This window comes from Gelidibacter sp., assembly GCF_053579655.1.
In genome coordinates this window covers 26,152-52,566 of sequence record NZ_JBMDWE010000005.1, presented here as the reverse complement: position 1 = coordinate 52,566, position 26,415 = coordinate 26,152, and the positions used below count along the sequence as shown (strand labels likewise).

19 protein-coding genes and 1 tRNA gene are annotated in these 26,415 nt (G+C 36.0%); 13 read left to right on the top strand and 7 right to left on the bottom strand.

Annotation, left to right across the window (positions count from 1 at the left end; all coding sequences use genetic code 11):
* Window positions 1–58 precede the first annotated feature (58 nt).
* Window positions 59–1,948, top strand: coding sequence for a cation:proton antiporter (locus ACOH2D_RS04160; protein ID WP_449534449.1), 1,890 nt, complete (start codon window positions 59–61; stop codon window positions 1,946–1,948).
* A 230-nt stretch (window positions 1,949–2,178) separates the two neighbouring features.
* On the opposite strand, the gene ACOH2D_RS04155 is transcribed toward ACOH2D_RS04160, so the two are convergent.
* The 3 genes from ACOH2D_RS04155 to lepA form a co-directional block, all read right to left on the bottom strand.
* Complete coding sequence (locus tag ACOH2D_RS04155) at window positions 2,179–3,441, bottom strand: glucose-1-phosphate adenylyltransferase (RefSeq protein ID WP_348035559.1); 1,263 nt, start codon at window positions 3,439–3,441, stop codon at window positions 2,179–2,181.
* A 2-nt stretch (window positions 3,442–3,443) separates the two neighbouring features.
* Entirely contained in the window at window positions 3,444–4,847 is a 1,404-nt protein-coding gene (locus ACOH2D_RS04150; RefSeq protein WP_449534448.1) for a glycogen synthase, read from the bottom strand.
* A 448-nt stretch (window positions 4,848–5,295) separates the two neighbouring features.
* Window positions 5,296–7,092 (bottom strand): translation elongation factor 4, encoded by a 1,797-nt coding sequence (lepA, locus tag ACOH2D_RS04145; RefSeq protein ID WP_348035565.1) that lies wholly within the window; start codon window positions 7,090–7,092, stop codon window positions 5,296–5,298.
* 151 nt (window positions 7,093–7,243) lie between these two features.
* Here lepA and ACOH2D_RS04140 point away from each other — a divergent pair, with 151 nt between their 5' ends.
* Window positions 7,244–9,664 (top strand): outer membrane beta-barrel family protein, encoded by a 2,421-nt coding sequence (locus ACOH2D_RS04140; protein WP_348035567.1) that lies wholly within the window; start codon window positions 7,244–7,246, stop codon window positions 9,662–9,664.
* A gap of 22 nt (window positions 9,665–9,686) precedes the next feature.
* On the opposite strand, the gene ACOH2D_RS04135 is transcribed toward ACOH2D_RS04140, so the two are convergent.
* Window positions 9,687–10,790 carry a TolB family protein gene (locus ACOH2D_RS04135; RefSeq protein WP_348035568.1) on the bottom strand — a complete coding sequence of 368 codons (1,104 nt, stop codon included), beginning with the start codon at window positions 10,788–10,790 and terminating at the stop codon, window positions 9,687–9,689.
* 87 nt (window positions 10,791–10,877) lie between these two features.
* Here ACOH2D_RS04135 and ACOH2D_RS04130 point away from each other — a divergent pair, with 87 nt between their 5' ends.
* Window positions 10,878–12,104, top strand: coding sequence for a M28 family peptidase (locus tag ACOH2D_RS04130; protein ID WP_449534447.1), 1,227 nt, complete (start codon window positions 10,878–10,880; stop codon window positions 12,102–12,104).
* Window positions 12,105–12,587: 483 nt separating this feature from the next.
* On the top strand, window positions 12,588–13,580 hold the full coding sequence (gene dusB / locus ACOH2D_RS04125; RefSeq protein WP_449534446.1) for a tRNA dihydrouridine synthase DusB: 993 nt from the start codon (window positions 12,588–12,590) through the stop codon (window positions 13,578–13,580).
* A gap of 177 nt (window positions 13,581–13,757) precedes the next feature.
* Here the strand turns inward: dusB and ACOH2D_RS04120 are convergent, their stop codons facing one another.
* Both ACOH2D_RS04120 and rbfA read right to left on the bottom strand, forming a co-directional pair.
* Window positions 13,758–14,960 carry an ABC transporter permease gene (locus tag ACOH2D_RS04120; RefSeq protein ID WP_449534445.1) on the bottom strand — a complete coding sequence of 401 codons (1,203 nt, stop codon included), beginning with the start codon at window positions 14,958–14,960 and terminating at the stop codon, window positions 13,758–13,760.
* On the bottom strand, window positions 14,961–15,356 hold the full coding sequence (gene rbfA, locus ACOH2D_RS04115; RefSeq protein ID WP_449534444.1) for a 30S ribosome-binding factor RbfA: 396 nt from the start codon (window positions 15,354–15,356) through the stop codon (window positions 14,961–14,963).
* Window positions 15,357–15,595: 239 nt separating this feature from the next.
* Here rbfA and mce point away from each other — a divergent pair, with 239 nt between their 5' ends.
* The 7 genes from mce (at window position 15,596) to ACOH2D_RS04080 (ending at window position 21,809) form a co-directional block, all read left to right on the top strand.
* Entirely contained in the window at window positions 15,596–16,000 is a 405-nt protein-coding gene (mce, locus tag ACOH2D_RS04110) for a methylmalonyl-CoA epimerase (RefSeq protein WP_449534443.1), read from the top strand.
* A gap of 50 nt (window positions 16,001–16,050) precedes the next feature.
* Window positions 16,051–16,124, top strand: a tRNA-Ile gene (locus ACOH2D_RS04105).
* A gap of 392 nt (window positions 16,125–16,516) precedes the next feature.
* Entirely contained in the window at window positions 16,517–16,756 is a 240-nt protein-coding gene (locus ACOH2D_RS04100; RefSeq protein ID WP_348034719.1) for a hypothetical protein, read from the top strand.
* Between the two features lie 218 nt (window positions 16,757–16,974).
* Complete coding sequence (locus ACOH2D_RS04095; protein ID WP_348034720.1) at window positions 16,975–17,664, top strand: hypothetical protein; 690 nt, start codon at window positions 16,975–16,977, stop codon at window positions 17,662–17,664.
* Window positions 17,665–18,407: 743 nt separating this feature from the next.
* Window positions 18,408–18,743 (top strand): Abi family protein, encoded by a 336-nt coding sequence (locus ACOH2D_RS04090; protein ID WP_449534442.1) that lies wholly within the window; start codon window positions 18,408–18,410, stop codon window positions 18,741–18,743.
* Window positions 18,709–19,320, top strand: a complete 612-nt coding sequence (locus ACOH2D_RS04085) for an Abi family protein (RefSeq protein ID WP_449534441.1) — start codon at window positions 18,709–18,711, stop codon at window positions 19,318–19,320. Before ACOH2D_RS04090 ends, ACOH2D_RS04085 begins: the two co-directional genes overlap by 35 nt.
* A gap of 689 nt (window positions 19,321–20,009) precedes the next feature.
* Window positions 20,010–21,809 (top strand): ATP-binding protein, encoded by a 1,800-nt coding sequence (locus ACOH2D_RS04080; RefSeq protein ID WP_449534440.1) that lies wholly within the window; start codon window positions 20,010–20,012, stop codon window positions 21,807–21,809.
* Between the two features lie 154 nt (window positions 21,810–21,963).
* Here the strand turns inward: ACOH2D_RS04080 and ACOH2D_RS04075 are convergent, their stop codons facing one another.
* Complete coding sequence (locus ACOH2D_RS04075) at window positions 21,964–23,202, bottom strand: RidA family protein (protein ID WP_449534439.1); 1,239 nt, start codon at window positions 23,200–23,202, stop codon at window positions 21,964–21,966.
* 1,539 nt (window positions 23,203–24,741) lie between these two features.
* Here ACOH2D_RS04075 and ACOH2D_RS04070 point away from each other — a divergent pair.
* Together ACOH2D_RS04070 and ureA are read left to right on the top strand one after the other, a co-directional pair.
* Entirely contained in the window at window positions 24,742–25,761 is a 1,020-nt protein-coding gene (locus ACOH2D_RS04070; protein ID WP_348036186.1) for a DMT family transporter, read from the top strand.
* Window positions 25,762–25,831: 70 nt separating this feature from the next.
* Complete coding sequence (gene ureA, locus ACOH2D_RS04065) at window positions 25,832–26,134, top strand: urease subunit gamma (protein ID WP_449534438.1); 303 nt, start codon at window positions 25,832–25,834, stop codon at window positions 26,132–26,134.
* Window positions 26,135–26,415: the final 281 nt, after the last annotated feature.

The following is a 26,415-nucleotide window of genomic DNA, read 5'->3' as shown; positions in this document are numbered from 1 at the left end:
CAGATTAAACCAAAAAAAAATAACTTTACTACTTACAAAAGAAAGATAAAGCAATTATATGGTTGAACTATCAGGATTAGTCATATTAGGAATATTGGCACAATGGGTCGCTTGGAAATTGAAAATTCCAGCTATTCTTCCCCTAATTTTAATTGGTCTTTTAGTAGGTCCAATTGCTGCTGAATATCTTTCCAGTGATGGCAGCAAATGGATTGAACCGATATATAACGGCAAAAACGGACTTTTTCCGGGAGAGAGTCTTTTTTATTTTGTGTCTCTTTCCATCAGTATCATTCTTTTTGAAGGCGGGCTGACTTTACGCGTCAAGGAAATTAAAAATGTAGGGCCTGTAATTACTAAATTGATTACCATTGGTTCCATTGTGACCTTTTTTGGCGCTGCAATTGCAGCACATTATTTATTTTATCTTAGTTGGGAAATGTCGTTTCTGTTTTCGGCATTAATCATGGTTACAGGCCCCACGGTGATTACACCTATTTTAAGACATATTCCTTTAAAACAAGATGTGTCCGCAGTCTTGCGATGGGAAGGTATCCTTATCGATCCTATTGGTGCTCTGGTGGCGGTATTGGTATTCGAATTTATAAGTGTGGATGTTGGCGGTGCTTTTACCAAAACAGCATTTATAGAGTTTGGAAAGATTGTTTTGTTTGGAAGCACGTTTGGATTTGCTTTTGCCCACGGACTCAATTTTGTCTTGAACAAACATTTTATTCCGCATTATCTCCTCAATGTTTTCGCGCTGGCGAGCGTTCTGGGCGTATTTGTGCTGGCCGATGTTTTTGCACATGAATCGGGTTTGTTGGCGGTTGTGGTTATGGGAATGATTTTGGGAAATTCCAATTCGCCTTATCTCAAGGAATTATTATATTTCAAGGAATCCTTAAGTATTTTGTTGGTTTCCATCCTATTCATCTTGCTTGCGGCCAACATCAATATGGAAGATTTAATGTTAGTTTTTAATGGGAATATGGTTGCGCTCTTCGCCATTGTCGTATTTGTGCTCAGGCCAATAGGCGTGTTTTTAAGTACCCGTAATTCGACCTTTGAGCGCAATGAGAAAATTTTCATCAGTTGGGTAGGTCCTCGAGGTATTGTGGCAGCTGGAATTGCTTCTTTATTTGGATTAAAATTGGCGAGAAATGGTTTTGAAGATGCCGAATTTATTACGCCATTGGTGTTTATGATTGTCTTGGGAACTGTTTTATTAAATGCCACCACTGCTCGATTTGTGTCTAAAAAATTGGGTGTATTTCTTAAAAAATCAACTGGTATTCTCATTGTGGGAGCATCTAAAGCATCCCGTTTAATTGCAAATTATTTGGAAAAAAACGGACGACATGTCGTGCTTATTGATAACAATCAAAGCAATATTAACCAAGCCCAGGAACTCGGTTTGGAAGCGCTCAATTTCAATATATATTCTGATTCCTTAAGTGACAACATCGAATTGAATGATGTCGGTTATATTATTGCGATGACGGCAAACTCCGATATCAATCAGTTTTTCATTGATCAATATGGAAAAGAATTTGGTGCGAATGGCGCCTTTCGATTAATATCTTCTGATGAATTAAGTGATCCTGATTTTAAGCCAACTGGGAATCTATTTATCAAAACCGATGGATATATGTCGCTTACAGAAACCACAAGAAAATACCCATCCATAAATGAAATTGACATACTAAATAAAGAGCATTACGAAAGTTTAATGGTACTCAGTGGTAAAGACGACGATATTATTCCGATGTTTTTAAAAGATGAATCCGATGAATTGCACCTCATAGCGACTATTAATAAAGACGATGAAGAATTTACCGAAGGTTGGAAGTTGGTTTATTTAGGAAAACCTTTTGATGTAGAAAAAATTCAGAAGGAAAAAACGTCAACTCATGAAAATGAAGAAGCCTCAAATGATAATGATTGAGGCTCCTTTAGTTAAAATATAATTTTTGTCCGATTGAAATTCATTTTATTTTATAAAACTCGGTTTTCATAGGACATTGTGCTGATGAGATTAAGATAGAGACCTTACTGGCCTTGTTTAAAGAATTTTGTCCCTGCCCGACTGTGTCATTCAGGCGGGTTTGTGCTTGATTTTAAAAGCGAAGCGGTCTTGATTCTTTTCTCGGATATTATAATAAAATATAATCCTATTTAAATGACCGTGCCATGCGGAATGACAGCACCTTTTTTGACGACTACAATCCCTTGTCTGATCACATAAGTATCGGTTTCAATGTCTTTTGAATTGGCATCGACGTTGATTCTAACATCATTTCCAATACGACAATTTTTATCGATAATAGCGTTTTTGATAAAACAGCGCTCCCCGATACCCATCGGAATTTCTGTTTTAGAGGTCACTTCCTCATACGTTTGGTAACGATCGCTACCCATCATATAAGTGTTAATAATGGTTGATTCATGCCCTATTCTTGAACGAATACCAATGACGGAATGCTCTATTTTACCTGCATTGATGATGCAACCATCGGCGATAACTGCTTTATTCAATGTAGTTCCGCTTATTTTTGAAGTTGGGAGCATCCGCGCCCTTGTATAAATGCGGTTTTTACCATTGAATAAATCAAATTGTGGAATATCATCGGTTAGACCTAAATTGGCTTCAAAAAATGAATCCACGTTTCCAATGTCCGTCCAATAGCCTTCAAATGGATAGCTCAAGGTTTTATGCTTCTCAATAGATTGCGGTATAATCTCCTTACCAAAATCGTTGGTATCAGGGTTTTTCATAAGGTCAATAAGGAGCTGTCTATTAAAGATGTAAATTCCCATTGAAGCTAAATGATTTCGCCCTTGCGCTTTCATACTATCACTAACTTCTGAAGTCCATTCCGGTAATAAACTCGCATCTGGTTTTTCTATAAAAGAAGTAATGATGCTGTTCTCATCTGTTTTTAAAATCCCGAAAGACGTTGCCTCCTTTTCGATTACTGGCAAGGTAGCTATGGTTATTTCAGCATTACTGGCGATATGAGCATCCAACATTTTGTTAAAATCCATTTGGTATAACTGGTCGCCGGATAGGATCAGTGCGTACTCAAACTCATAGTTTAAAAAATGGTGCATATTTTGACGTACGGCATCTGCAGTACCTTGATACCAAGCTGCGCTTGACATCGTCTGTTCCGCAGCCAAAACGTCAACAAACGCTTGACTGAAGAAACTGAAATGATAAGTGTTTTTAATATGCTTGTTTAACGAGGCAGAGTTAAACTGTGTCAATACAAACATGCGTTTGATTTCGGAATTGATACAGTTAGATATAGGAATATCCACCAATCTATATTTTCCGGCAATAGGAACCGCTGGCTTTGAACGTGTTGCAGTTAGTGGATACAGTCGTGAGCCTTGTCCACCACCCAAAATGATAGAAATTACATTGTCGTGGTACATAGTTATAGGATTAAAGAATTATAGAGATTAATATAGGCTTGAGCTGAGGTGTCCCAAGAATGGTCAATTTTCATGATTAAGTTACGGTTCTTTTTGAATCGTTCCACATCGTTATAAAAGTTAATGGCTCTATGAATGGCAAAACTGCCTTCATGGACTGTAGCACCATCATGTAGGATGCCAAAACCCTTATCATCAAAATCTTGAACGGTGTCTTTCAAGCCGCCCACTTTATTAACAATCGGCACGGTGCCATAGCGTAAAGCGTACATCTGGTTTAGCCCACAAGGTTCTACGTGTGATGGCATCACTAGAAAATCTGCGGCAGCGTAAACAATGTGTGCTAAACGCTCATTGTAGCCAATATACGTATTGTAGTAGCCCGGATAACGGAATTTAAGCTCATCCAATTCATGTTCGACCGAAGCATCTCCTGAGCCCAACATAAAAATAGAAAGGTTTTTATGGACGAGTGAATTATTGAAAATATCAGGTAATAGATCAGCGCCTTTCTCCCCCACTAAGCGTCCAATAAATGCAAATAACGGAAGCTCTGGATTAAGATTAAACTCTTTACAGAGCCATTCTTTGTTGGCTTTCTTACCAGAGGTTACGGTTTTTACAGTATAATTTTGAATTAAACTATCATCCGTCGCGGGATCCCAAACCTTGTCATCAATACCATTCAAAATCCCTACACATTTGTCACTTTCGTAGCGCAATAAATCTTCCAAACCATTGGCAGCGTATTTGAGTTCTTCCATATAATTGGGAGAAACTGTAGTCACTTTCCAAGCACATTTTAAGGCCGATGCCATCGGATTGATTTGATGTTTCCAATCTAATAATCCGGCTTTAGAAAAGTCAAAGGGAGGAATGAGATGTATTTTATTATGGCTGAACCAACCTTGATATTGTCCGTTATGGATCGTAAAGACCGAAGGCGTCATTTTCAATTTATGATAGGCATACGATTGCGACATCATGAAAGGAATCAACCCGGTATGATGGTCATGACAGTGCACTATATCAGGCTTTTGTTTCAATTGCACCAACCAATCCAACGCGGCAATTTGAAAGCCTAAAAAGCGTTCCGTATCAGCGGAAGAATAGACATAATCCGTGTAAAGTAATCCTGGAATATGAACCAAATAAAGATCATAGCCCAAGGTATTGTCTGTAAGTGTAAGAATATCAAAATCAAAAGTTCGTCCTAAATTGAACCGTCCGCTAAACACTTTTTTGAAGGTATTTGAATCGGTAAACTTATTATTATAAAATGGCATGATGACACTGCTGGTCTCACCCAATTGATTCTGATATTTTGGAAGTGCTCCCACGACATCACCCAATCCTCCAACTTTGGCAATAGGATAGCATTCAGCACTAAGATGAAATATGTTCATTGGTTGGTTTTATAAGTTCTTTAAAACTACAAAATAATTGAGCACATTACATGAATATAATTTAAATAAATTGTTAGAGTGTCTAGGACAGTTCACGCTGCTATTATGATGCTATGGAATGAACTGTCTAAATTTGCATTATAATCAGTTCGCTCAAAATATATTTAGATATGTGAGATGAACCTTCAGAATCAGGGTTTTAAATTGCATTTTGTGGAATTAGAGCCTTGCAGTTTTTAGGATGGAAACTGATGAAGAATTACCAATTATTCAGTTTTAAATATTTTAAAAACGAAATATTCCTGTCACTGCAGGAATATTTCATTTATAAAATTAAGGAAGAAAGGAGTATTTATGAGATGCTATCGCCTTCAATTGATACGATGAGCTTCGATGAAGCTAATGATTTCTGCTTTTACTTCGGCATGCTCAGTAACTGAACATGAATTTAGTCGTTCAATTTCAAAACCGCCATAAACGCTTGTTGTGGAATTTCAACATTCCCTACCAAACGCATACGTTTTTTACCTTTTTTCTGTTTTTCAAGAAGTTTACGTTTACGTGAAATATCCCCACCATAACATTTGGCAGTAACGTCTTTACGAAGTGCTTTTATGGTTTCTCTTGAGATGATTTTAGCACCCACCGCAGCTTGAATAGGAATATCAAATTGCTGACGTGGGATCAATTCTCTCAGTTTTTCACACATTTTTTTACCGATATCCTGTGCATTATCGGCGTGAATTAAAGCCGAAAGTGCATCAACAGGTTGTCCGTTTAATAAAATATCTAAACGCACCAATTTTGAGGTTCTCATGCCTGAAGGATGGTAATCAAAAGAGGCATAACCTTTTGACACTGTTTTTAATCGGTCGTAAAAATCGAAAACAATTTCTGCCAATGGCATATCAAAAGTGAGTTCCACACGTTCTGTTGTCAAATAGGTCTGGTTGACCACAATCCCTCTTTTTTCAATACATAAGGACATGACGTTACCCACATAATCAGCTTTTGTGATTATGGTAGCCTTAATATACGGCTCTTCAACGCGATTGACGGTTGACGGATCAGGCAAGTCGGACGGGTTGTTGACTACAAAAGGAACATCTGGGTTTTTATTGGTATAAGCATTGTACGACACGTTAGGTACTGTGGTAATGACGGTCATGTCAAACTCACGCTCCAAACGTTCTTGGATAATTTCCATGTGCAGCATCCCCAAGAAACCACAACGGAAACCGAAGCCCAAAGCCGCTGAACTTTCTGTTGCAAACACTAAGGACGCATCGTTTAATTGTAATTTTTCCATGGAGTTTCGAAGCTCTTCATAATCTTCAGTATCCACAGGATAAATCCCGGCAAATACCATCGGTTTGACGTCCTCAAATCCTTCCACAATATTGGTGGTTGGATTTGCAAAATCGGTAATGGTATCTCCTACTTTGACTTCTTTTGCTGTTTTGATTCCAGTTATCAAATACCCAACATCGCCAGCTTTAACGCTTTGTTTTGCAACTTGTGTGAGTTTTAAGGTACCCACTTCATCAGCGTAATATTCTTTGTCGGTAGCGACAAATTTAATTTTCTGTCCTTTTTTAATTTCACCGTTAAATACTCTAAAATAAGTTTCAATACCTCTAAAAGTATTATATACTGAGTCAAAAATCAAAGCCTGTAAAGGTGCATTGACATCTCCTTTTGGAGCCGGAATACGGGCAATAACCGCCGCTAATATATTATCTACTCCAAAGCCTGTTTTACCACTGGCGTGAATGATGTCTTCACGTTTACAGCCCAATAAATCAACGATATCATCTGTAACTTCTTCAATATTGGCACTTGGTAAATCCACTTTATTTAAGATGGGAATAATTTCTAAATCATTCTCTAAAGCCAAATATAAATTTGAAATAGTTTGCGCCTGAATGCTTTGCGCTGCATCAACAATAAGCAAAGCACCTTCACATGCCGCAATGGAACGTGAAACTTCATAAGAAAAGTCAACGTGCCCAGGAGTATCAATTAGATTAAGAATGTATTTTTCACCTTCATAGGTGTATTCCATTTGTATGGCATGGGATTTAATGGTAATGCCACGCTCACGCTCCAAATCCATACTATCCAAAAGTTGGTTTTGTTTCTCACGATCCGTTACAGTACCCGTAAAATCCAATAAGCGATCGGCAAGTGTACTTTTACCATGATCGATATGTGCTATAATACAAAAATTTCTAATGTTCTTCATAAAAATAAATGGGCTAACTAATTTGCAAATATAACTGATTTATTGCGCTTTTGGTTGTTTTTTATGTACCTAAAAACATTAACAATTACGGAAATACCATAAAAAAAATTCTAAAACAATGTATATATTGCAGGTCTAAACTTAAACTAACTTGAAACCCCTTATTTACCTCTGCTTATTTTTGTGCGCTGTTCTGTCAACAACCGTAGGTTTTTCACAAGAGTATTCGGTTTCTGGATTTGTTCACGATCGTGAGCAACAGCCCATTGCATTTGCTCATGTCATTGTAATGAAAGCCCAAGACTCCTCCATTGTAAGAGGGGTTTCAAGCAATGATAAGGGCTTTTTTATGCTCGATAGATTAGCGTCAGATAAATATGTGTTCAAGTTTAGTTTTATGGGCTATACGGATATTTATAAATCTGTTTTGGTCGATCAATCGGTCGAAATGGGAACTATTGTTTTGAACGAGGCGTCAGAACAATTGGATGAAATAAATATTAGCGTTAAAAGGCCCACCTTAAAAAAATTAGCCGATCGTTTGGTTTTTAATATTGAAAACACCGCCTTAATTGAAGGCAATATGTTTGAGGTACTTCAAAGTACGCCTGGTATTTTGGTCATGGACAACAATATTCAGGTAAAAAATGCCAAACCAACGGTGTATATCAATGATAAGAAAGTGCATTTAAGCGGGGAGGAATTGATGCAATTACTACAAAGCTCATCGGCAAATTCATTAAAATCAGTAGAAGTGATTACCAATCCCTCCGCTAAATATGATGCGTCCAGCGGTGCAGTGATCAATATTGTGATGAGTAAAAACTTGGTCACTGGATATAGGGGAAATGTGTTCGGCAATTTCACTCAAGGCGTTTTCCCGAGATATGATGCGGGAATGAGCCATTTTTTTAAAAATGAAAAAATTGATTTTTTCGCGAATTATGCCTATTCCCAAGATAAAATCAATAGAGACCAAGATGAAGTGGTTAATTATCTGGATTTTAATAACACTATTGATGAAATTTTTAAATCCACTACCAACCGAAACACATGGTCAAAAACTCATAATTTCAATTTCAATTTTGATTATAACATCAATGAAAAAAACACATTGAGTTTATCTTCAAACATGCTGGTGCTTCCTTATTTTGACTATAAAATAAAGAATAACACGCATGTATTGGATGCCAGTCAGAATTTGAATTATTATTTTGATGCCAATAATATTTCAAAAGACGATAAGTACAATTTAGGTTTTGACCTCGATTATGTACACAAATTTGAGAAATCGGGTGAGAAACTTTCAGCGAATGCCCATTTTACGACCTATAATTACAATCGCAATCAGAATGTAAAAAGTAATTATTTTGCAAATGATGGCAGCTTTTTGGACACATCAGCTTTTAGAACCGAAAACCATCAGGACACTGAAATCTATACCGCAAAAATTGATTATAATTTACCAATTGATGACTCTGCAAATCTTGAAATAGGCGGCAAAGGTTCAAACATAAAGACGGCTAGTGATATTACACAGTTTAATAGTGTTAATGGGGCCGAAACCATTGACGCCAATAATACGGATGTTTATACCTATGATGAATCCATTTATGGAGGTTATGTTAATTTTTCAAAAGAGTGGGAGAAACTCAGTTTGATTGCGGGATTACGTGTTGAGCAAACCAATGCTAAAGGCTACTCCGTTATTGATAACGTAACCAATAACCAGGATTATTTGGACTGGTTTCCAACAGCAAGTCTAACTTATGCTTTTTCGGATAATTTCTCGTTATATTCTAATTACAAACGAAGTATTCAACGTCCTGATTATCAGGATTTAAATCCGTTTCAGTTTTATTTGAATGATGTGACTGTTGTTACAGGAAATCCTGATTTAAAGCCCATTATTGTGAATCGGGCCATACTTGGAACTTCATTTTTGAACGGACTTTATACTGTGGAAGCCTATTATAAAGCTTCTGATAACAATATTTTCGAGTTGACACTTCAGGATAATGTCAACAAAAGAATTACCTATACACCATTTAATCTTAAATCTACCATCGAGTATGGGTTTGACTTCGTTACCTATTTTGATCTAATCGAAAACTGGTCCGTTTATTTTGTGACCTCATTTTACAACACTCGGGATCGAGGCACCATTGATGGTTTGGAATACGAGAAAGATTTATGGTCAAATTATACCGCATTGAGCAATGATATCACCTTCTTAAAGGATAAAAGTTTGAACGCCAATCTCTCGTTAACTTACATGAGCAAATCCATTAGAGGTTTTCGGGAAATCAATGAGGTATTATTTTCAAATTTAACCATTTCTAAAACCATTTTAAAAAATAAGGCATCGGTGTCCTTAGTGATTTCTGACCTTTTTAATAAACAGGATTTCACATTTAAATCACGCTATTTAAATCAGAACAATACCACGTTTTATGATCAGGATACAAGAACCGTCAAATTAGGATTTCGATATAAATTTGGTAACACTAATTTAAAGACTAACGAACGTGTCACATCGCAACAGGAAACTGAACGATTGGAGAAAAAATAGTTAAATCGGTCAGTCTGTTCAATTAATCCTGCCATTCTGCAACAAATAAATTAGTATCGTGGCCACCGCCGTTGTTTCTGTTGGAAGAGAACATCAGTTTTTTGCCATCGTTTGAAAATACGGGGAAGGCATCAAACGTTTCGCTATGGGTAACGCGCTCCAAGCCCTTGCCATCAATGCCTATAATGTACAAACTGAATGGAAATCCGCGCTCGGATTCAAAATTTGAAGAGAAAATAATCCGTTTGCCGTCCGGTAAAAAAAATGGACTCCAATTGGCATTTCCGAGGTGGGTTAATTGTCTTAAATCACTACCATCGGCATTGCAAATGTACAGTTCCATCTCAGTGGGCTGCACCAATCCTTCTTTCAGGAGACTTTTGTATTCTGCGATGTCGTCCTCAGTTTTAGGACGCGACGAACGGAAGATGATTTTTGTGCCATCAGGAGAAAAGAAAGCACCGCCATCATAGCCCAATTCGAAGGTTATCTGTTTGACATCTGAGCCATCAATGTTCATGGTGTACAAATCGATATCGCCATTTCGAGTAGAGGTAAATACGATTTTATCGCCTTTTGGGGATACGGTGGCTTCTGCATCATAACCTTTTTCATGGGTCAATTGTGCGGTAATATTGCCTTCCAAATCGGCCACAAAAATATCATAGGAATCATAGATGGGCCAAATATATTTCCCATCCTTTTTCAATGGTGTTTCCGGGCATTTATCATTACCAAGATGCGTGGAGGCATAAACAATATGTTTATTGTCAGGCAAAAAGTAAGCACAGGTGGTTCTGCCTTTTCCAGTGCTGATCATAGGTGGTATTTTATCTTTAAACGTGTCGTCAGCATTCATCAAAAACATTTGGTCACAGTGGACATTCCATTTGGGATTATTGGATTGGAAAACCAATTGCTTGTCATCAAAACTCCAATAGGCTTCTGCATTATCGCCGCCAAAAGTGATTTGTTTTAAGGATTTGAAATGTTTTTCTTCGGGATAAATCAGAGAATCTGAAGCTGTTCTTTCAAGTTTTTTAACTGTTGTGTTAAAGGATTCCTTATCGTTTTTACATGAAAAAATAAGCGTAGCGATTATAGCAATAAAAAGGATATTTTTCATAGAAAATAGTTTAGATACAAGATTGTCGAAATCATAGAGCTTTAGTTGGATTTTTCTTAGTTTTATATAAAATTAACATATAAAATTATGAAATTTATAATATGGAGTCTGTTTTTAGTTTTAATAGCATCTTGTAAGCAAGAAGTTATTGAAGAAATAAGTATGGAGACTGATGTTTCCGTCTTGGCTTCCGATGCTTATGAAGGTCGGGAAACTGGGACCAATGGCGAGAAGAAAGCAGTCGCCTATATTTCAGAACGCTTTAAAGCCCTCGGATTACAACCTAAGGGAAGCAATGGTTTTTACCAATACTTTAGTTTTAAACCTAAAAAAGATCCGCATAGTGAAGTGTTTTATGACGCTAAAACTACTGATAACACAATTACCGGGATCAATGTGCTGGCATATATTGATAATCACGCCAAAAACACCGTTATTATTGGCGCGCATTATGACCATTTGGGTTATGGCGGCGAAGGTTCGTTGTACCGTGAAAGGGATAAAGCCATTCATAATGGTGCTGATGATAATGCTAGTGGTGTTGCTGTTCTTTTGAATTTAGCATTGAAATTGACCAAGGGCAATACGCATAATAACTACTTATTTATAGCTTTTTCAGGTGAAGAAATGGGCTTGTTGGGAAGCAATTTTTTTGTAAAAAATCCGACGATTGATATCGCAACCGTCAATTATATGATTAATATGGACATGGTTGGACGTTTGAAAGAAGATGGCACGCTCGCCGTTTATGGCACAGGAACCTCGCCTCGTTTTAAGCAAGTGCTGCAGGCGGCTAACAAAAGCTTTAAATTGATAGATAATGAATCTGGCGTTGGACCTTCTGACCATACCTCGTTTTATTTAAGTGATATTCCCGTACTTCACTTTTTTACGGGTCAGCATGAAGATTATCACAAACCAAGCGATGACTATGATAAGTTGAATTTTAAAGGCATGGAACTCATTTCAGACTATATTTTTGAGGTCATTACAGAATTGGACAACAGCGGAAAATTGGCATTCAGGAAAACCAAGAATGAAAGTGAAGAAACACCTCGTTTTAAAGTCGGGTTAGGTGTGGTGCCCGATTATTTATTTGATGGTAAAGGCATGCGGATTGATGGCACGAGAGAAGACACGCCAGGCTCAAGAGCAGGATTGCTAAAGGGCGATATTGTTATTAAGCTGGGCGACAGTATAATCACCGATATGTATGGCTATATGCGAGCGCTTTCGGTTTTTAAAGAAGGGGATCGTACCAAAGTTATTATCGATAGAAAAGGTGAGAAGATTGAGAAAGATTTGACGTTTTAAGGAGATCAAAAACTTCCTTCCCTTTTTTCAAAGGAAGGTGGTTTTAAGCCAGTATTAATTCACCTAGACCTCACAGGTTTTTAAAACCTGTGAGGTCTTTTAAATTCATAATAATTAGGTTAAAATTACAGGTCAATTTGTGATTTGTGTTCATTTGAAAGCTGTTCATACCAATCTAAATTACTATCTGTCAACCAACTGATTAAATCCAATTTTTTTACTTCTAAAGTCATAAATAGGATTTACTAAATATTATTTTAGAGGAGGAGCATTAAGTTTTAGTCTCATTTTACGACTACAATCAAATCAAAAACTTCCTTCCCTTTTTTCAAGGGAAAGTGGATTTGAGCCTGTAATAAAAGGCTTAAAGAGGGAAGGATCAAAACCAGTAATCCAACACCTAGACCTCACAGGTTTCAAAACCTGTGGTCTTATAAACCGCAATTGCTCAAAAAGCATTAATTTTGCATCAAAATCTGAATTGTGATAAAAATAGGCGACATAGAACTTCCGAATTTTCCTTTGCTGTTAGCACCTATGGAAGATGTTAGTGATCCACCATTTAGAGCCTTGTGCAAAGAACAAGGCGCTGATGTGGTTTATACGGAGTTTATCTCCAGCGAAGGACTGATCAGGGATGCCGCAAAAAGCCGTATGAAATTGGATATCTACGAACGCGAACGTCCTGTTGGCATTCAGATTTTTGGAGCCAATTTGGAAAGCATGTTGCAAACTATCGATATTGTTGAGAAATCCAACCCAGATATTATTGACATCAATTTTGGCTGTCCCGTAAAAAAAGTAGTGAGTAAAGGCGCTGGTGCCGGTATTTTGAAAGATGTGTGCCTCATGGAAAAGCTAACTGCAGAAATGGTAAAACGCACCAATTTGCCAATTACCGTAAAAACCCGTTTGGGTTGGGATCATGATTCCATAAGAATACTTGAGGTAGCCGAACGCTTGCAAGATGTTGGCTGTAAAGCAATTTCAATTCATGGACGCACACGTGCCCAGATGTATAAGGGCAGTGCCGATTGGGGACCCATTGCAGAGGTCAAAAACAATCCACGGATGCACATTCCAGTATTTGGAAATGGCGACGTGGATACTCCTGAAAAAGCCATGGAAATGCGCGATGTGTATGGATTGGATGGTTGTATGATTGGCCGCGCCAGTATTGGGAATCCTTGGTTTTTTAAACAAGTGAAACACTTTTTTAATACCGGTGAACATTTGGATCCTATTTCTTTAGAAGAGCGCGTGGATGCTGCACGACGACATCTTGAAATGGCGATTGGTTGGAAAGGCGAAAAACTGGGTGTTTTTGAAACCAGACGTCATTATACCAATTACTTTAAAGGCATTCCAAACTTTAAAGAATACCGTTCAAAAATGGTTTCTAGTGATGATGCTGCAAACGTCTATGAAGCTTTTGATGAGGTGTTGGAAGCTTTTTCTGGCTATGAGTTCGTTTAAAGCCAGAAGTTGGAAGCACGAAGCTTGAAGTTTAGAGGATGAAGTATTGGAAAATTGAGAGTTAAAATTATTTAGTCTTTTTGATTTGAGAATTTTAGTTTTAAAGACCGAAGACCGAAGACCGAAGACCGAAGACTTGAGACTGCCAACTGCTGACTGAACACTGCCAACTGAAAACTAGCTCCTCACCAATGTCTCATTAATCCGTCCTGAAGCAATTTTAGAGGCAATGAATCCTAAAATCGTAATCGTTACTAAAACAACCAAAATATTCATGACTTGAATTTTGACGGGATAAGGAAGTGAAGGCGTGATCATCACTAATGCGAATTGCTGTTGCAGAACTACAAGGATAAAACCTATCAAAACCCCTACAAATCCACCAAGAAGACTCATCAAGCTGCCTTGAAGAAAAAATACACGTCTAATATCTTTGGTTGTTGCACCGATATTATAAAGCGTATGCAAAGAGCCCTTTTTGTCCAAAATCATCATGATTAACGCGCCAATCACATTAAATAGTGCGATGATAATGACCAAAGTAAAAATGAGATACACCACCAAATTTTCGGTGTTCAACATCTTGTAAAGCGCATCATTTAATTGTGCTCTATTCTTTACAATAACGTTGGTGTCAAAATTCTCTAGTATCGCTTTTCTAACCGTGCTTTCATTAGCGTTTGGTTGGAGTTTCAGTTCAATACTGCTCACTTGATTATTGGCATAATCCATCAAGTAACGTGCGTTTGCAATATCCGTATAAACGTAAGTGCTATTCAAATCTTCATTGATATCAAAAACGCCAATATTGACCATATTCAATGAGTTAAAAGCACCTCTTATGGAACTGATTTGTCCAACGCCTGGTTTTGGCACATAAATGCTAAGTGTCTTTCCATAATCCAAAACGCCAAAAGAGAGGTTGTGCGCAATGCCCCAGCCAGAAACCAGTTGGCCACTGCCTTTTTCAAACCATTGCCCTTGGATGATCATAGAATCAATGCTGGTGACCTTCAGATAATTTTCATCGACACCTTTAAGTGATGCCAGCACGTTTTTATTGTCAAATTCAATAATAATACGCTCTTCAATGATTTTTGAATACGATGCAATCCCTTCAATTTTTGATAAGGCTGTTGAATCTTTGTCGGTCAACAAGAACGATTTTCCTTGTTCTGGGAGAATTTTAAGGTCAGGATCTACAAAAGAAGAAAATTCAAGGCTAAAATCCTTTAAGCCGGCAAATCCTGAAAGCACAACAAACAACGCCGCAGCGGCAACCACCACACCTGAAGCAGCAATAATGGTCATGATATTGATGGCATTATTGCTGCTTTTGGTAAAGAGGTATCGCTTAGCGATGTAAAGCGCGAAGTTCAATTACTTCTTTTTACGTTTGTCCAATAAACTAGCATCCTTAATTGGGTTGTCTTCGCCTCTTAAGGATTTATCGATACGTTCGATATATTCGAGTGAATCGTCAATAAAAAATTCCAAATTCGGCATGCGACGCAATTGATGTTTGGTGCGTTGTGCCAATTCATGACGAATTAACGGCGTGTTTGATCGAATGCCAACCAATAGGTCGGCAGCTTCCTTATTAGGGAAAATGCTCAAATATACTTTTGCAAGGGATAAATCGGCCGTCACGTTCACCTTACTAACCGAAATAATCACACCACGCAACCCACCTTTAGTGGCTGCACCTTGAAGCACGTCAACCAAGTCTTCCTGCAAAATGCCTCCTATTTTTTTCTGTCTATGACTTTCTTCCAAAATGTTTTGTTTTTATAAATCGAGAGGATGATCCAATGACTTAAATTAGTAAATTAAAGCCAAGTACGGCTTATTGACTGCAAAAATAGAGCATATTTAAGGAATATTGTATTTTTGATTAATTAAAATGAGATTCTCAGTCCGTCAAAAACAAGATACCCGCCTGCATTAACTAGATACTTGCCTTCGCAGGTATTGATGAGATTCCCACCTTCGTGGGAATGAAAAATGGATTATTTATGAAAAAAATAGAACACATAGGAATCGCCGTAAAAAATTTAGATGCCTCAAACGCCATCTTTGCTGCACTTTTCGGAAAACCACACTATAAAATTGAAGCTGTTGAAAGCGAAGGTGTGCGCACTTCTTTTTTTGAAACAGGCCCCAATAAAATAGAATTATTGGAAGCGACTTCGGCAGATAGTCCTATTGCTAAATTTATTGAAAAGAAAGGGGAGGGCATCCATCACATCGCCTTTGCCGTTGATGATATTGAAGCAGAAATAGAACGGCTTTCAAATGAGGGCTTTACGGTGCTCAACAAAACCCCTAAAATAGGCGCTGATAATAAGTTGGTCGCATTTTTACATCCCAAAAGTACCAATGGTGTTTTGATTGAATTATGTCAAGAGATAAAATCCTAAATTTGTTGTAGTATTTTAAAATAAGTAGTAATATTGCATCCTCTTTAACCGGTCCTATAGCTCAGCTGGTTAGAGCACTTGACTCATAATCAAGTGGTCCCTGGTTCGAGCCCAGGTGGGACCACTAAAACCCTTCAAATCGAAGGGTTTTTTTATTCTCTTAATTCAGTGAGGCACTGCTTCATACTCACATTAAATTTTTGAATGGACTTTAAATGGGCGCTTTCCAGAATTACGAACATCGCATCCTGGCAAACCCTTCTATATCACAACTGCAAGGATCTTATTTTCTTTGAAATAAAAATCCACTAGTAAAACTTTTCTCTTCATTCCCTCAAACCAACCATCAGGTCCTTTTTAAATCAGGAAGCCTTAAGACCATAACAAATTAAAATAATCATATGATTAAAGCCCGGAATTGAATGTGCTACGTAAATAAAAATGAAAGTAAGCTTGGTCATAAAATCTCAAAAAATAAGTATTTTCACATAAGGCTGGGACAGTAATCGACCTAATGTGGTAAACTTTATCAATATTGGAGTAGATGAAGGCGCACAAAAATTTGTATTACAAGCAATAGGCCGTGGAGTAAGAATTCAACCAGTTTCGGGTATTAGAAAACGTCTTGATTACATAGTAAGTCCAGAGGAAACACAAACGCTTTCTAGATTTATAGACATAAAATCTAAAGCAGACATTCTGAAAAGGAACTTACCGTTAGAAAGTTTGTTTTTGTTTGCTACTAAAAAGAAGTAATTAAAAATATTACTGAAAATTTAAGTAGAGAAAAGGATGCTGATGATTGGAAAACCATAAAGCATATATCAAAGACTTCCATACCACAAGAATTAGTTATTCCAAAATATGAAGAGGTAATCGTAGACATTCCTGCGTATTCAATAAACAAAGATGAATATAATGACCTTATAGAATTTGTTGGAGCAAGCTCAGGTGAAAAAGATAAAGTGGTATTGATGCAAGCACCAATCAATGTCTCAAAGACTTTAATTTCAGCTTTAGAAAAAATAAGAGTAGAAACAAATTTCAATTTTACAATTTCAAAGTCAAATCGAAAACCTATAGATAATCTCTTGCTTTTAAATCAGCACTTCCATCAGAAACCTAAGCGTTTAAAGTCTTTTGAACCTGTTTTAACTGAAATAAATCATTTTGAAAAAATAGAAGTTGATAACCTACCTGATAATGAACTTGAATTATTAGAACAAGCAATTATTGACTCAATAAAAGGCAGTAAATCCGAATATGATTCAGTAAGTGATATTATTGCTGCTTATTCTGCAAAAAAACTCGATGACCAACAATTACAAGAACAACTCGATTTATTCAATCGGAAGGATAAACCGAACAACTATACTTACAACGGATTGAAACTCGAATTAAATACAGATTTTTTAGTTGAGCATTACTACAATCCAATCATTCTAACTTCGGATGCGCACAAACAACTTTTCAAACACATTGTATGGGTTCCTTCAGAAATTGAATTTCTAAAAAAACTTCAAGAAAACAGAGACAAACTTGAAAAATATGAGTGGTGGTATTTCTCCAAGATAGATGAAACAACAGACAATGTATCTATTCCATATTACGACACTCGAGAGCAAGAATTTAGAAACTTCTTTCGATTTTATTTTTTGGCTTAAACCAAAAGATTCAGATAAATTGATAATAAAATTCATTGACCCCAAAGGAAATGTTGTTGGAACAGGTAACACGGAAGATAAAGCCTAGGGTTATGAAAATATCTTTAAGGGGCATACAATAAAGTACCACGATAAAGAAGTTGAAATAAACTTATTTTTCTATAACAAACCTACGGGAGTTAACGAATCAGTACGAGATTATTTCACGAAAGACTTTAAAAAAATGTTTGGATAATGGCACAATCACTCCGAAATAGCCAATATATTTTACAATAAGAGGTTTAGCTAAATAGTTATAATTTTAAACGAACTTTAGACGAGATTTAGATGAAATATAGATTTTATTATACGTAACAATATGCTTAGTAGTGGTTTTGTAATGTCTAAAGTCTAACTAACTAAATAATTTAGATGAACTTTTAGACATTTATTTTTGATTTCATTTTTTGATATAAAGCTATACTGCATAGTCGAATGTGCAAATAGTATGCGAAATTGCACATCTACATATGCAACATGGAGCTATTATTTGTAAATATTTAACTTTAAGTGTGCTAAGTTGAACAATATTAACGGTCTCAGTGATAATAATAAATATGATGCTTATATATAATAATCGAGATAAAATTGGTATATTTGCACCAACAGTACACACCACGCTACCCATTTGCACAGCGTCCCAGGGTGTGTCTTTTGCTTTTATACCTTCCCTTATTTTCTTAAACAAACATAATTATTAACTCATGTTTGAAAAAAAAGCATTCACCTTAACCCAGCAAGTAGAACAGTTACAGCACCGTGGTTTAGAAATAAAACACCCTCGCATTGCAGAGAAATATTTAATCAATATAAGTTATTATAGGTTAGGAGAGTATTGGTATGTTATGCAATCAGATAAGGAAAATCATATCTTTAAACCAAATAGTAAGTTTGAGGATGTCATCGCTTTATATAACTTTGATGCAGACTTGCGATTATTACTTTTTGGTGTTATCGAAAAAATTGAAATTAGCCTACGTACTAAATTAATCTACTACTTAGCTCATGAGGTTAGATCCTTGGTGGTTCCAGAATTTTGAACTATTTACTGATAGTAAAGCCTTAGTTAAAACTCTATCGAATCTTGAAGAAGAGATAAGTAGAACAAAGGATGACTCAATAAAAAAACATAATAAAAAGCATAAAGATGACGGTAGATTTCCACCGGCATGGAAATCTTTAGAACAAACAAGTTTCGGAGCACTATCAAAGCTTTATGGTAATTTGAAGAATAATGTTAATGCTAAGGATCAAATAGCTATTGATTTTGGTGCAGTTAATCACACCTATTTACCCAGTTGGTTACAGTCTATAGCGCAAATACGTAATTTCTGTGCGCATCATTCAAGACTATGGAATAGAAATTTACCGACAACTGTAAAATTATTGTCTAAACCACCAAACCCTTGGATAGAAGATATACAAAACGTGCCTAAGCAACACGAATTTAGCCAACTTTATGTGCATATGTGTTTAATGAGATATATGCTAAACACTATTATACCTAAAAACGACTTTTCAATAAAATTAAATAATTTGTTGGCACAATACCCTAACGTTGATCCAAACGCTTTAGGTATGAAGCCTAATTGGCAAAATGAGCCATTGTGGAAATGATATGGATAAAACATATTGAGTTGAATAAATTATTGAATACTCTCAAGAGTGAAAAAAAAGATGTTTTTACATATATTTTGTAAAAGGAGGTTTGGCTGTAATGCGCCATAGTTAAATTTCCAATTTGGTTGTTTGGATTTCTTTATTAGAGGATAAACTTGGTATTGATATGTTGAAAATGCCATTCATTGATACTTTTTTGATACCCAAATTCAACACTACATTCTATGAGATTGAATTGTAATAGTTTAAAAGGATTCAAGTCATACCAGGTGGGACCACAACAAGAGAAATCCAACTTATTTATTTAGGTTGGATTTTTTATTTTATTGTGTAATTACTTTGTGCATAGTGCTTATAGCGCTTCTTATAAAGGCCAACTCGCCAAATTTATTTTAGTTATGAGGTGCCCATTTTAAATACAGGGTTGCCTCAAAAAATAGCTGAAAATAAATTTCTTCCCAAGAGGAGTATTCTGTTTCGCCAATTTTTAAAGGTTCGGCCATAAGATTATTAGTATGGATTATGAACATACCTGCGAGGAAGAAACAATACAGGTTTTCGATTTTATCTGTTTAAATCAAAAAGACACTGGTGTCAATTTTAAGAATTACGCATTTTTTTAAGCGCCATATTAATTGTTTCTGAGTAAATTTACAATTTTTTATAAGATACTTATAATGGGTTTTTTGAGCTATATAGACACCTTTTTTTTAAAAATAATAAATCGAGAACCTGATCCAATAGATAAAGCAAGGATAAAAATCCTTAGTTATATATTGATTTATTATACTGTATTTAGTGCTATACTAATCGCTGTCTATGTTTTTAACGAGGTTCTTTTACAGCTTCTTAGAATAGCCTCTATTTTTTTAATCAATGTATTTCTTATTCTGTTAGTGCTTAATACAAAATTGTGGAGAATGGTTTCTCACACTTTGTTAATCATGCTTACATTAGTGGTATGGAGTAATCTTTCCCTTTATGTAAGAGAGGTTAATTTAGCAACTTTACAATTTATTTGGTTTGCCTGTACGCTTAGTTTTTACGTTCATGGATCTAAATGGGGCTGGCTTTATTCGCTACTCAATATTTTGCCGGTTTTAGTTTTTACAATTGTTGGAAGTAATAACTATTTCTACTTGGACACAAGTTCTCATGAAGTTGGCCAGCCAATTTACATATTTATAATAGTTTGTAATTTCTTCATGATTATTTTTTTACAATCCTATTTCTTCAGGTCTTTTAATAATAATATTATGAGGCTAAATATGGCTAAAAGTGAATTGGGATTGCTCAATAAAAAATTAAATCAAACGCTTGCTGAGGTTGAAAAGCTTTCTAATTCTAGGATGGAATTTCTGTCGACCATGTCTCATGAAATTCGAACGCCATTAAATGGAGTGATTGGCCTGACCAATGTTTTATTGCTCGAGAACCCTAGAAAAGATCAGGAAGAGAACTTGGATATGCTTAAATTTTCAGCCGAAAATTTATTGTTACTGGTTAATAATGTGCTTGATGTCAATAAACTGGATTCTTCTAAAAGCGAATTGGAGAAAGTAGGTTTTAATCTTGTCGAACTCATCACAAGGACGTATTCAAGTAGTAAGTTAAGGGCCGATGAAAAAATGCTTGAGTTTAAATTATTCATTGATCCTGTATTGGAGGGCAAGTTAGTAATTAGCGATCCTACGCGAGTCACGCAAGTGCTTTTGAATCTTGTTAATAATGCGATAAAATTCACTGAAAAAGGAAGTATATCACTTAGTGCACGTGCATTAAGTTTATCTAAAAATAAAATCAAGGTGCAATTTACCATGGAGGACACCGGGATTGGGATTTCACCCGATAATCAACATATTATTTTTGAACCCTTTATGCAAGCTTCAGCAAGTACCACTAGAAATTATGGAGGTACAGGTCTTGGGTTGCAAATTGTTGAAAAAACGTTGAGCATGTTTGGCAGTAAAATCAGTCTTACAAGTGAAGAAAATGTAGGTTCAAAGTTCGTCTTCGTTATTGATTTTAATTACATAGTTCTGGAGGAGCAGATGCCAATTCTAACTAAAAATATCCAAAATGATTTATCAGGCCTAAAGGTTTTAGTTGCTGAAGATAATGCTGTAAACAGGATGGTTATTGATAAAATCCTTAAAAAATGGAACCTACTTCCAGCTATAGTTGATGATGGATTACGTGCCGTAGAAAGTGTGAAAAATGGAGATTTTGATGTGGTGTTAATGGACCTGCACATGCCAATTATGGATGGTTATGAAGCCACAGCAGGTATAAGAACTTTAAAAGATCAAACAAAAGCAAGCATACCTATCATTGCGCTTACAGCATCAGTGAACGAAAAAGTTTATCTGAATGTAGTGGATGCCAAGATGGACGATTATCTAACGAAGCCATTTAATCCAGAGCATCTTTTTGCAAAACTGAAAGCGGTTGCCAACGGATTAAATGTGATAAGTAACAACGATTAGATTTCAATAATTGTAATTTTCAAAGAGAGATCTACAATATGTTCTTTTCAGAATAAAAGAATGAGCAATATAAAAAGGGTACTGAACATCTAAATTCAGTACCCTTTTTTATGCTTTACTTCGGCATTTCGAAGTTGGCCTTAATAGTTTCTAATTATGCTTTGGGAGGCGTGCTTTCGCAGTTTGAAACCACCGCATCCATTTGTACTAAAGCGTCCATTGGGATGGCAGAAACACCAACCACAGTTCTTGCAGGAAGATCGCCTTTGAAGAACGTTTTGTAAACTGCGTTTACCGCATCAATATCAGCGATGTGTTTAAGTTGGATGTTTATTTTAACGGCATCGTCCATAACGTGATCAACACTTTCAACAATGGCCTTGATGTTTTTAAGGCATTGTTCAGCTTGTTCTTTGGCGCCACCAGCGACCAATTTACCAGTTTTTGCATCTACCGGTAATTGACCTGAAATATGATTATAATGAGAAAAAGCGACCGTATGAGCATAAGTCGTTTTTGGTGCGTTTTCTGCAATACTCGCTTCGATAACTATTTTACTTGAATCTTCAGGAAGTTGTGGAGGCGTGCCATCACCGTGCGAAACGGCGGTATCAATTTGCACTAAAGCACCCATAGGCAACGCTGCAGCGTTTACAAAAGTTCTCGCTGGAGCATAACTTGGGAAAAATTTCGCACAAACGTCGTTTACAGCATTCACATCTGCGATGTTTTTAACAAAAATCGTTGTTTTAACGATATCGTCCATAACATGGTCAATGCTTTCTAAAATAGCTTTAATATTTTTTAAGCACTGTTCAGTCTGCTCTGTAATACCTCCAGCGACCAATTTGCCCGACTTTGGATCGATAGGTAATTGCGCTGAAAGATTGTTGTAGTGAGAAAAAGCAACCGTTTGAGTAGATACGGCACTTTGTGGTGCATGTGCTGTGTTTCTTGCAACTTTTACGAGAGGACTTGGTTTTTGAGGGGTTGTGCCTTCGCCATTGGAGATAAGCGCTTCAATTTGAACCAATGCGCCATCCAAAGGTAAAGCCGCAACACCAACTTTTGTAAGCGTTGGAAAATAGCTTTTGAAAAATGTTTTATAAACATCCTTTACAGCTTCAATGTCAGAGATATTCTTAAGAAATATAGTGATTTTAACTGCGTCGTCCATAACATGCCCTATACTTTCAACGATAGCTTTGATATTTTCTAAGCACTGCTTCGTCTGTGTTTTTACATCATCACCTACTATTTTACCCGATTTTGGATCGATAGGCAATTGCGCTGAAATATTGTTGTAATGAGAAAATGCTACAGTTTGCGTAGATACCGAACTTTTTGGAGCGTTTTCAGTGTTTCTCGAGTTTTTAATGATATCCGTACTCATTTTGTTTTCTTGTTTTTAGTTGTTATTGATGTTTATTGCTCACAAATTTAGTGCATTAGGGGGTTTTATTTTCTAAATTTAACATGGTGTGTAAAAAAATTAACGCTGCTTTTCATAAGTAGATTAAAATTTTATATTTCGAATCTCCCATTGGGTAGCTTCTCTTTATCCTTTTTGTTTTGACGATAGAATAAAGTCAAGGCATTAATTACGAACTAGAACAAAGTCTGAAACGTAATTATTAGGCAAATTCTTAAAAACTATAAAAGTATTCGCTGTGGCATGTGGGGTTTTTAGGCTTCTTCGAGTTTTATGAACGGAATTCATGACATTGACATGACTGCTTCTTGGCTTGCTTCACCATGGCCATAAGGGACATGAAGCTTGCTAACATCTTCAGGCTTACGTGACAAGGACTTTTCGGGTTGCTTATTTATTTTTTGATTCTCTCGAAAAAAACATTAATTTAGATGTAGATGCTGTAATAAAAAATATGTTTTCATGGATTATTCTGAAAACAATCTTTAAAAATTATTGACCGATATTCTTTTCAATACCTTATAAATTTTTGATTTATTCCGTTGCTAAGAATTCGAATACGTTAGAAATAGTCGTTACAAAAAAAGCCATACTAAGCGTTGTTAACTAAGGGGTTGTGTTTTAATAGTAAGGACTAAAGTATAGTGTGTTCATAGGGACATTCAGATGTAAAGGCATTTGAAAACCATTTTCAGTAAGCTGACAGGTATCATAAAACTTCAACTTTTTTTTAAATTAGAATCAATTCGTACCAATAAAGGGTGAAATTTTATTTTTTCATCTCTAAAAAGGATTGCTCTATAATTTCTTTTTTGGTCGATCATTTAATGGAAAAGTCAACCATTTAAAATATCATAATTGCTTTAGATTAAAGACGGGTGTATCTTTTTTGTATGACTAAAGACACAAAATTATTCAGAAGTTTTTTATTTTGAATTTCATGATAGAATTAGATAGTAAATTACTATTTGGTTTGCTGTGTAGAATAATATTCCCAAAAACATGATAATCATCATGTTTCTTTCTAATTTTGCGTTTTACTTTTGTCGTTGGAATTGTAAATAAGAATCTCTTTTTGTTTAGAATTTTAAATTGAAAAAATTATAAAAAAGAGATATAGACCAATCTTACGTACGTAACTATTGTGTTTTTCTAATCATTTCCTCATTAATAATTAGGGGTCCTATGGACTATTTTGAAGTTAATAACAACCACGTCATCAATAAATAGAGCATGTGAAACTTGCTACTTTCTAGTTCATTCTAGTATTAGATTTTTTTATGGAATCACGGATTGCACATATATTTTTAAAAACTGCAGGCATCAAGCTGCAGATCGCATGGGCGTCCTATTTATTTCATGCCGACAATTTTAGATTTATTAACCATAAAGGTCTTATCCCTGACATTGGGATATTTGATAGTGGCTGAAGTTCAATTAGTCATTAGGTTTTGAAAGATTTTTAATAATAGAATACGAATGTTTTTAAAAAAATATATTATGTCCGATAAAGTCAGTACTGTCAGTAAAAAAATGGCCTACACCCTCATAATGCTCGGAATCTTAGCTTTGGCATTTTCAGCTATTATGGTTAAAGAAGCAAACTTTGAGCCTTCTACCAATGCGTTTCTTCGTTGCGCAATCGCATTTATTGTCCTCATTCCTTTTGCTTATAACGAAAGGAAAAAACTCGGAAAACTCAACAATAAGGGTTTGGTATTGGCTATTGGTGCAGGTATCTTTCTCGGAATTGACATGACGGCCTGGAATTATGCCATTTTTTATGTAGGTGCCGGGATATCTTCAATTCTATTGAATTTACAAATTATTGTATTACCACTTCTAGCATTAACCTTTGATAAGTTCAAGCCAAAAAAGAGTTTTTGGGTATTGGTTCCCATCATGATTTTCGGTATCATTTTAACCGGTGGAATTTTTGACGGTGATCCAGCAGAAGGTCCTGCAACTATCTACGGTCATCCTATTGCGGTTGTTGGTACATTGTTAGGTGTGCTTTCAGGTATTTGTTACGGGATCTATCTTTATACAAGCCGTAAATCGGGAACGCTAAACCCTGGACGTTATGTTCAACCTTTAATGTGGGTGTTTTTAGCACAGTTAATACCACAGGCATTTACCATGTTTTTCATTTCTGATGCTGGCTTTGACATTGTTCACGGTGTATTAGTAGATGGGAAACTCCCAATGAATCCTGAAACTACGTTTGGAGATCCTATTACCACGGTTAACTGGATCTGGATGTTTGTCTTGGCCGTTGTTGGTCACGCCATGGCCTGGGTGTTTGTTCAGATAGGTTCGGTAAACTTAGATCCTACCATTGTAGCTGGACTATTGCTTTTAAGCCCGATTACCACGGTCCTTGTGGCGCCCTATACGAGTGGTGAAACTACATCTACATTACAAATTGTAGGTATTGTTATTGTCTTGGCTGCCGTAGCGTATCAAAATGACCTTCATAAAGCCCTTCTGGATCGATTGCGAGGCGTGAAAAAGGAATAAAAAGCTATCAAAATAACTTAAAAAACATCATATAATACTGATATTAGTTGCAAGATAAACTGAGAAACTAATGCTCTTTTTTGCAGAAGGATTGGCTGAAAAACGAAAAGAAAGGGGTCTTAAATTAAATCAACCTGAATCTATAGTATTAATAAGTTCAAGGCTGCATGAATTAGCAAAAGATGGTCATCCTGTCACTGAACTAATGAAAATTGGGGACACTTTCCTTACAAGAGAAGATGCTATGAAAGGTGTTCCCGAATTGATTCATGATATGCTAGTTGAAGCCAATTTTCAGCAGGCAAAACATAAAAGGGCTTGTAGTAATTTAAAGGTGCCATTTTTACCATCCTTATCGAGTTCCCTTGATTGAGATAGCGTTGTTTTAGTGACAATGGATTCTTTTTTCATAAATAGAACTTGGGCGTTTGAGGTGTGCGCAACTGCGAAAAACAGGAGGGCGATGGAAAGTCGAAAAAAGCACATAAATTGAGTGTTATCAATGTCTGCCACGAATGAAGTGAATACTCTGTGTTTGCGATAGGTATACAAAACCGACTTATGATCTAAGACCAAAGTTGTCGTTAATTTTGATAGGATTGAAAGTCAAATTATTAAGATAAAACATTTTATGTCCTAAGTCTTTTTATCCTA

What these genes read in the sequence shown, in the direction of transcription:
- ACOH2D_RS04160 (WP_449534449.1), top strand. Translation starts at nt 59, where the DNA reads ATGGTTGAACTATCAGGATTAGTCATATTAGGAATATTGGCACAATGG.
- ACOH2D_RS04155 (WP_348035559.1), bottom strand. Translation starts at nt 3,441, where the DNA reads ATGTACCACGACAATGTAATTTCTATCATTTTGGGTGGTGGACAAGGC.
- ACOH2D_RS04150 (WP_449534448.1), bottom strand. Translation starts at nt 4,847, where the DNA reads ATGAACATATTTCATCTTAGTGCTGAATGCTATCCTATTGCCAAAGTT.
- lepA (WP_348035565.1), bottom strand. Translation starts at nt 7,092, where the DNA reads ATGAAGAACATTAGAAATTTTTGTATTATAGCACATATCGATCATGGT.
- ACOH2D_RS04135 (WP_348035568.1), bottom strand. Translation starts at nt 10,790, where the DNA reads ATGAAAAATATCCTTTTTATTGCTATAATCGCTACGCTTATTTTTTCA.
- ACOH2D_RS04130 (WP_449534447.1), top strand. Translation starts at nt 10,878, where the DNA reads ATGAAATTTATAATATGGAGTCTGTTTTTAGTTTTAATAGCATCTTGT.
- mce (WP_449534443.1), top strand. Translation starts at nt 15,596, where the DNA reads ATGAAAAAAATAGAACACATAGGAATCGCCGTAAAAAATTTAGATGCC.
- ACOH2D_RS04095 (WP_348034720.1), top strand. Translation starts at nt 16,975, where the DNA reads ATGCAAGCACCAATCAATGTCTCAAAGACTTTAATTTCAGCTTTAGAA.
- ACOH2D_RS04090 (WP_449534442.1), top strand. Translation starts at nt 18,408, where the DNA reads ATGTTTGAAAAAAAAGCATTCACCTTAACCCAGCAAGTAGAACAGTTA.
- ACOH2D_RS04085 (WP_449534441.1), top strand. Translation starts at nt 18,709, where the DNA reads ATGAGGTTAGATCCTTGGTGGTTCCAGAATTTTGAACTATTTACTGAT.
- ACOH2D_RS04075 (WP_449534439.1), bottom strand. Translation starts at nt 23,202, where the DNA reads ATGAGTACGGATATCATTAAAAACTCGAGAAACACTGAAAACGCTCCA.
- ACOH2D_RS04070 (WP_348036186.1), top strand. Translation starts at nt 24,742, where the DNA reads ATGTCCGATAAAGTCAGTACTGTCAGTAAAAAAATGGCCTACACCCTC.
- ureA (WP_449534438.1), top strand. Translation starts at nt 25,832, where the DNA reads ATGCTCTTTTTTGCAGAAGGATTGGCTGAAAAACGAAAAGAAAGGGGT.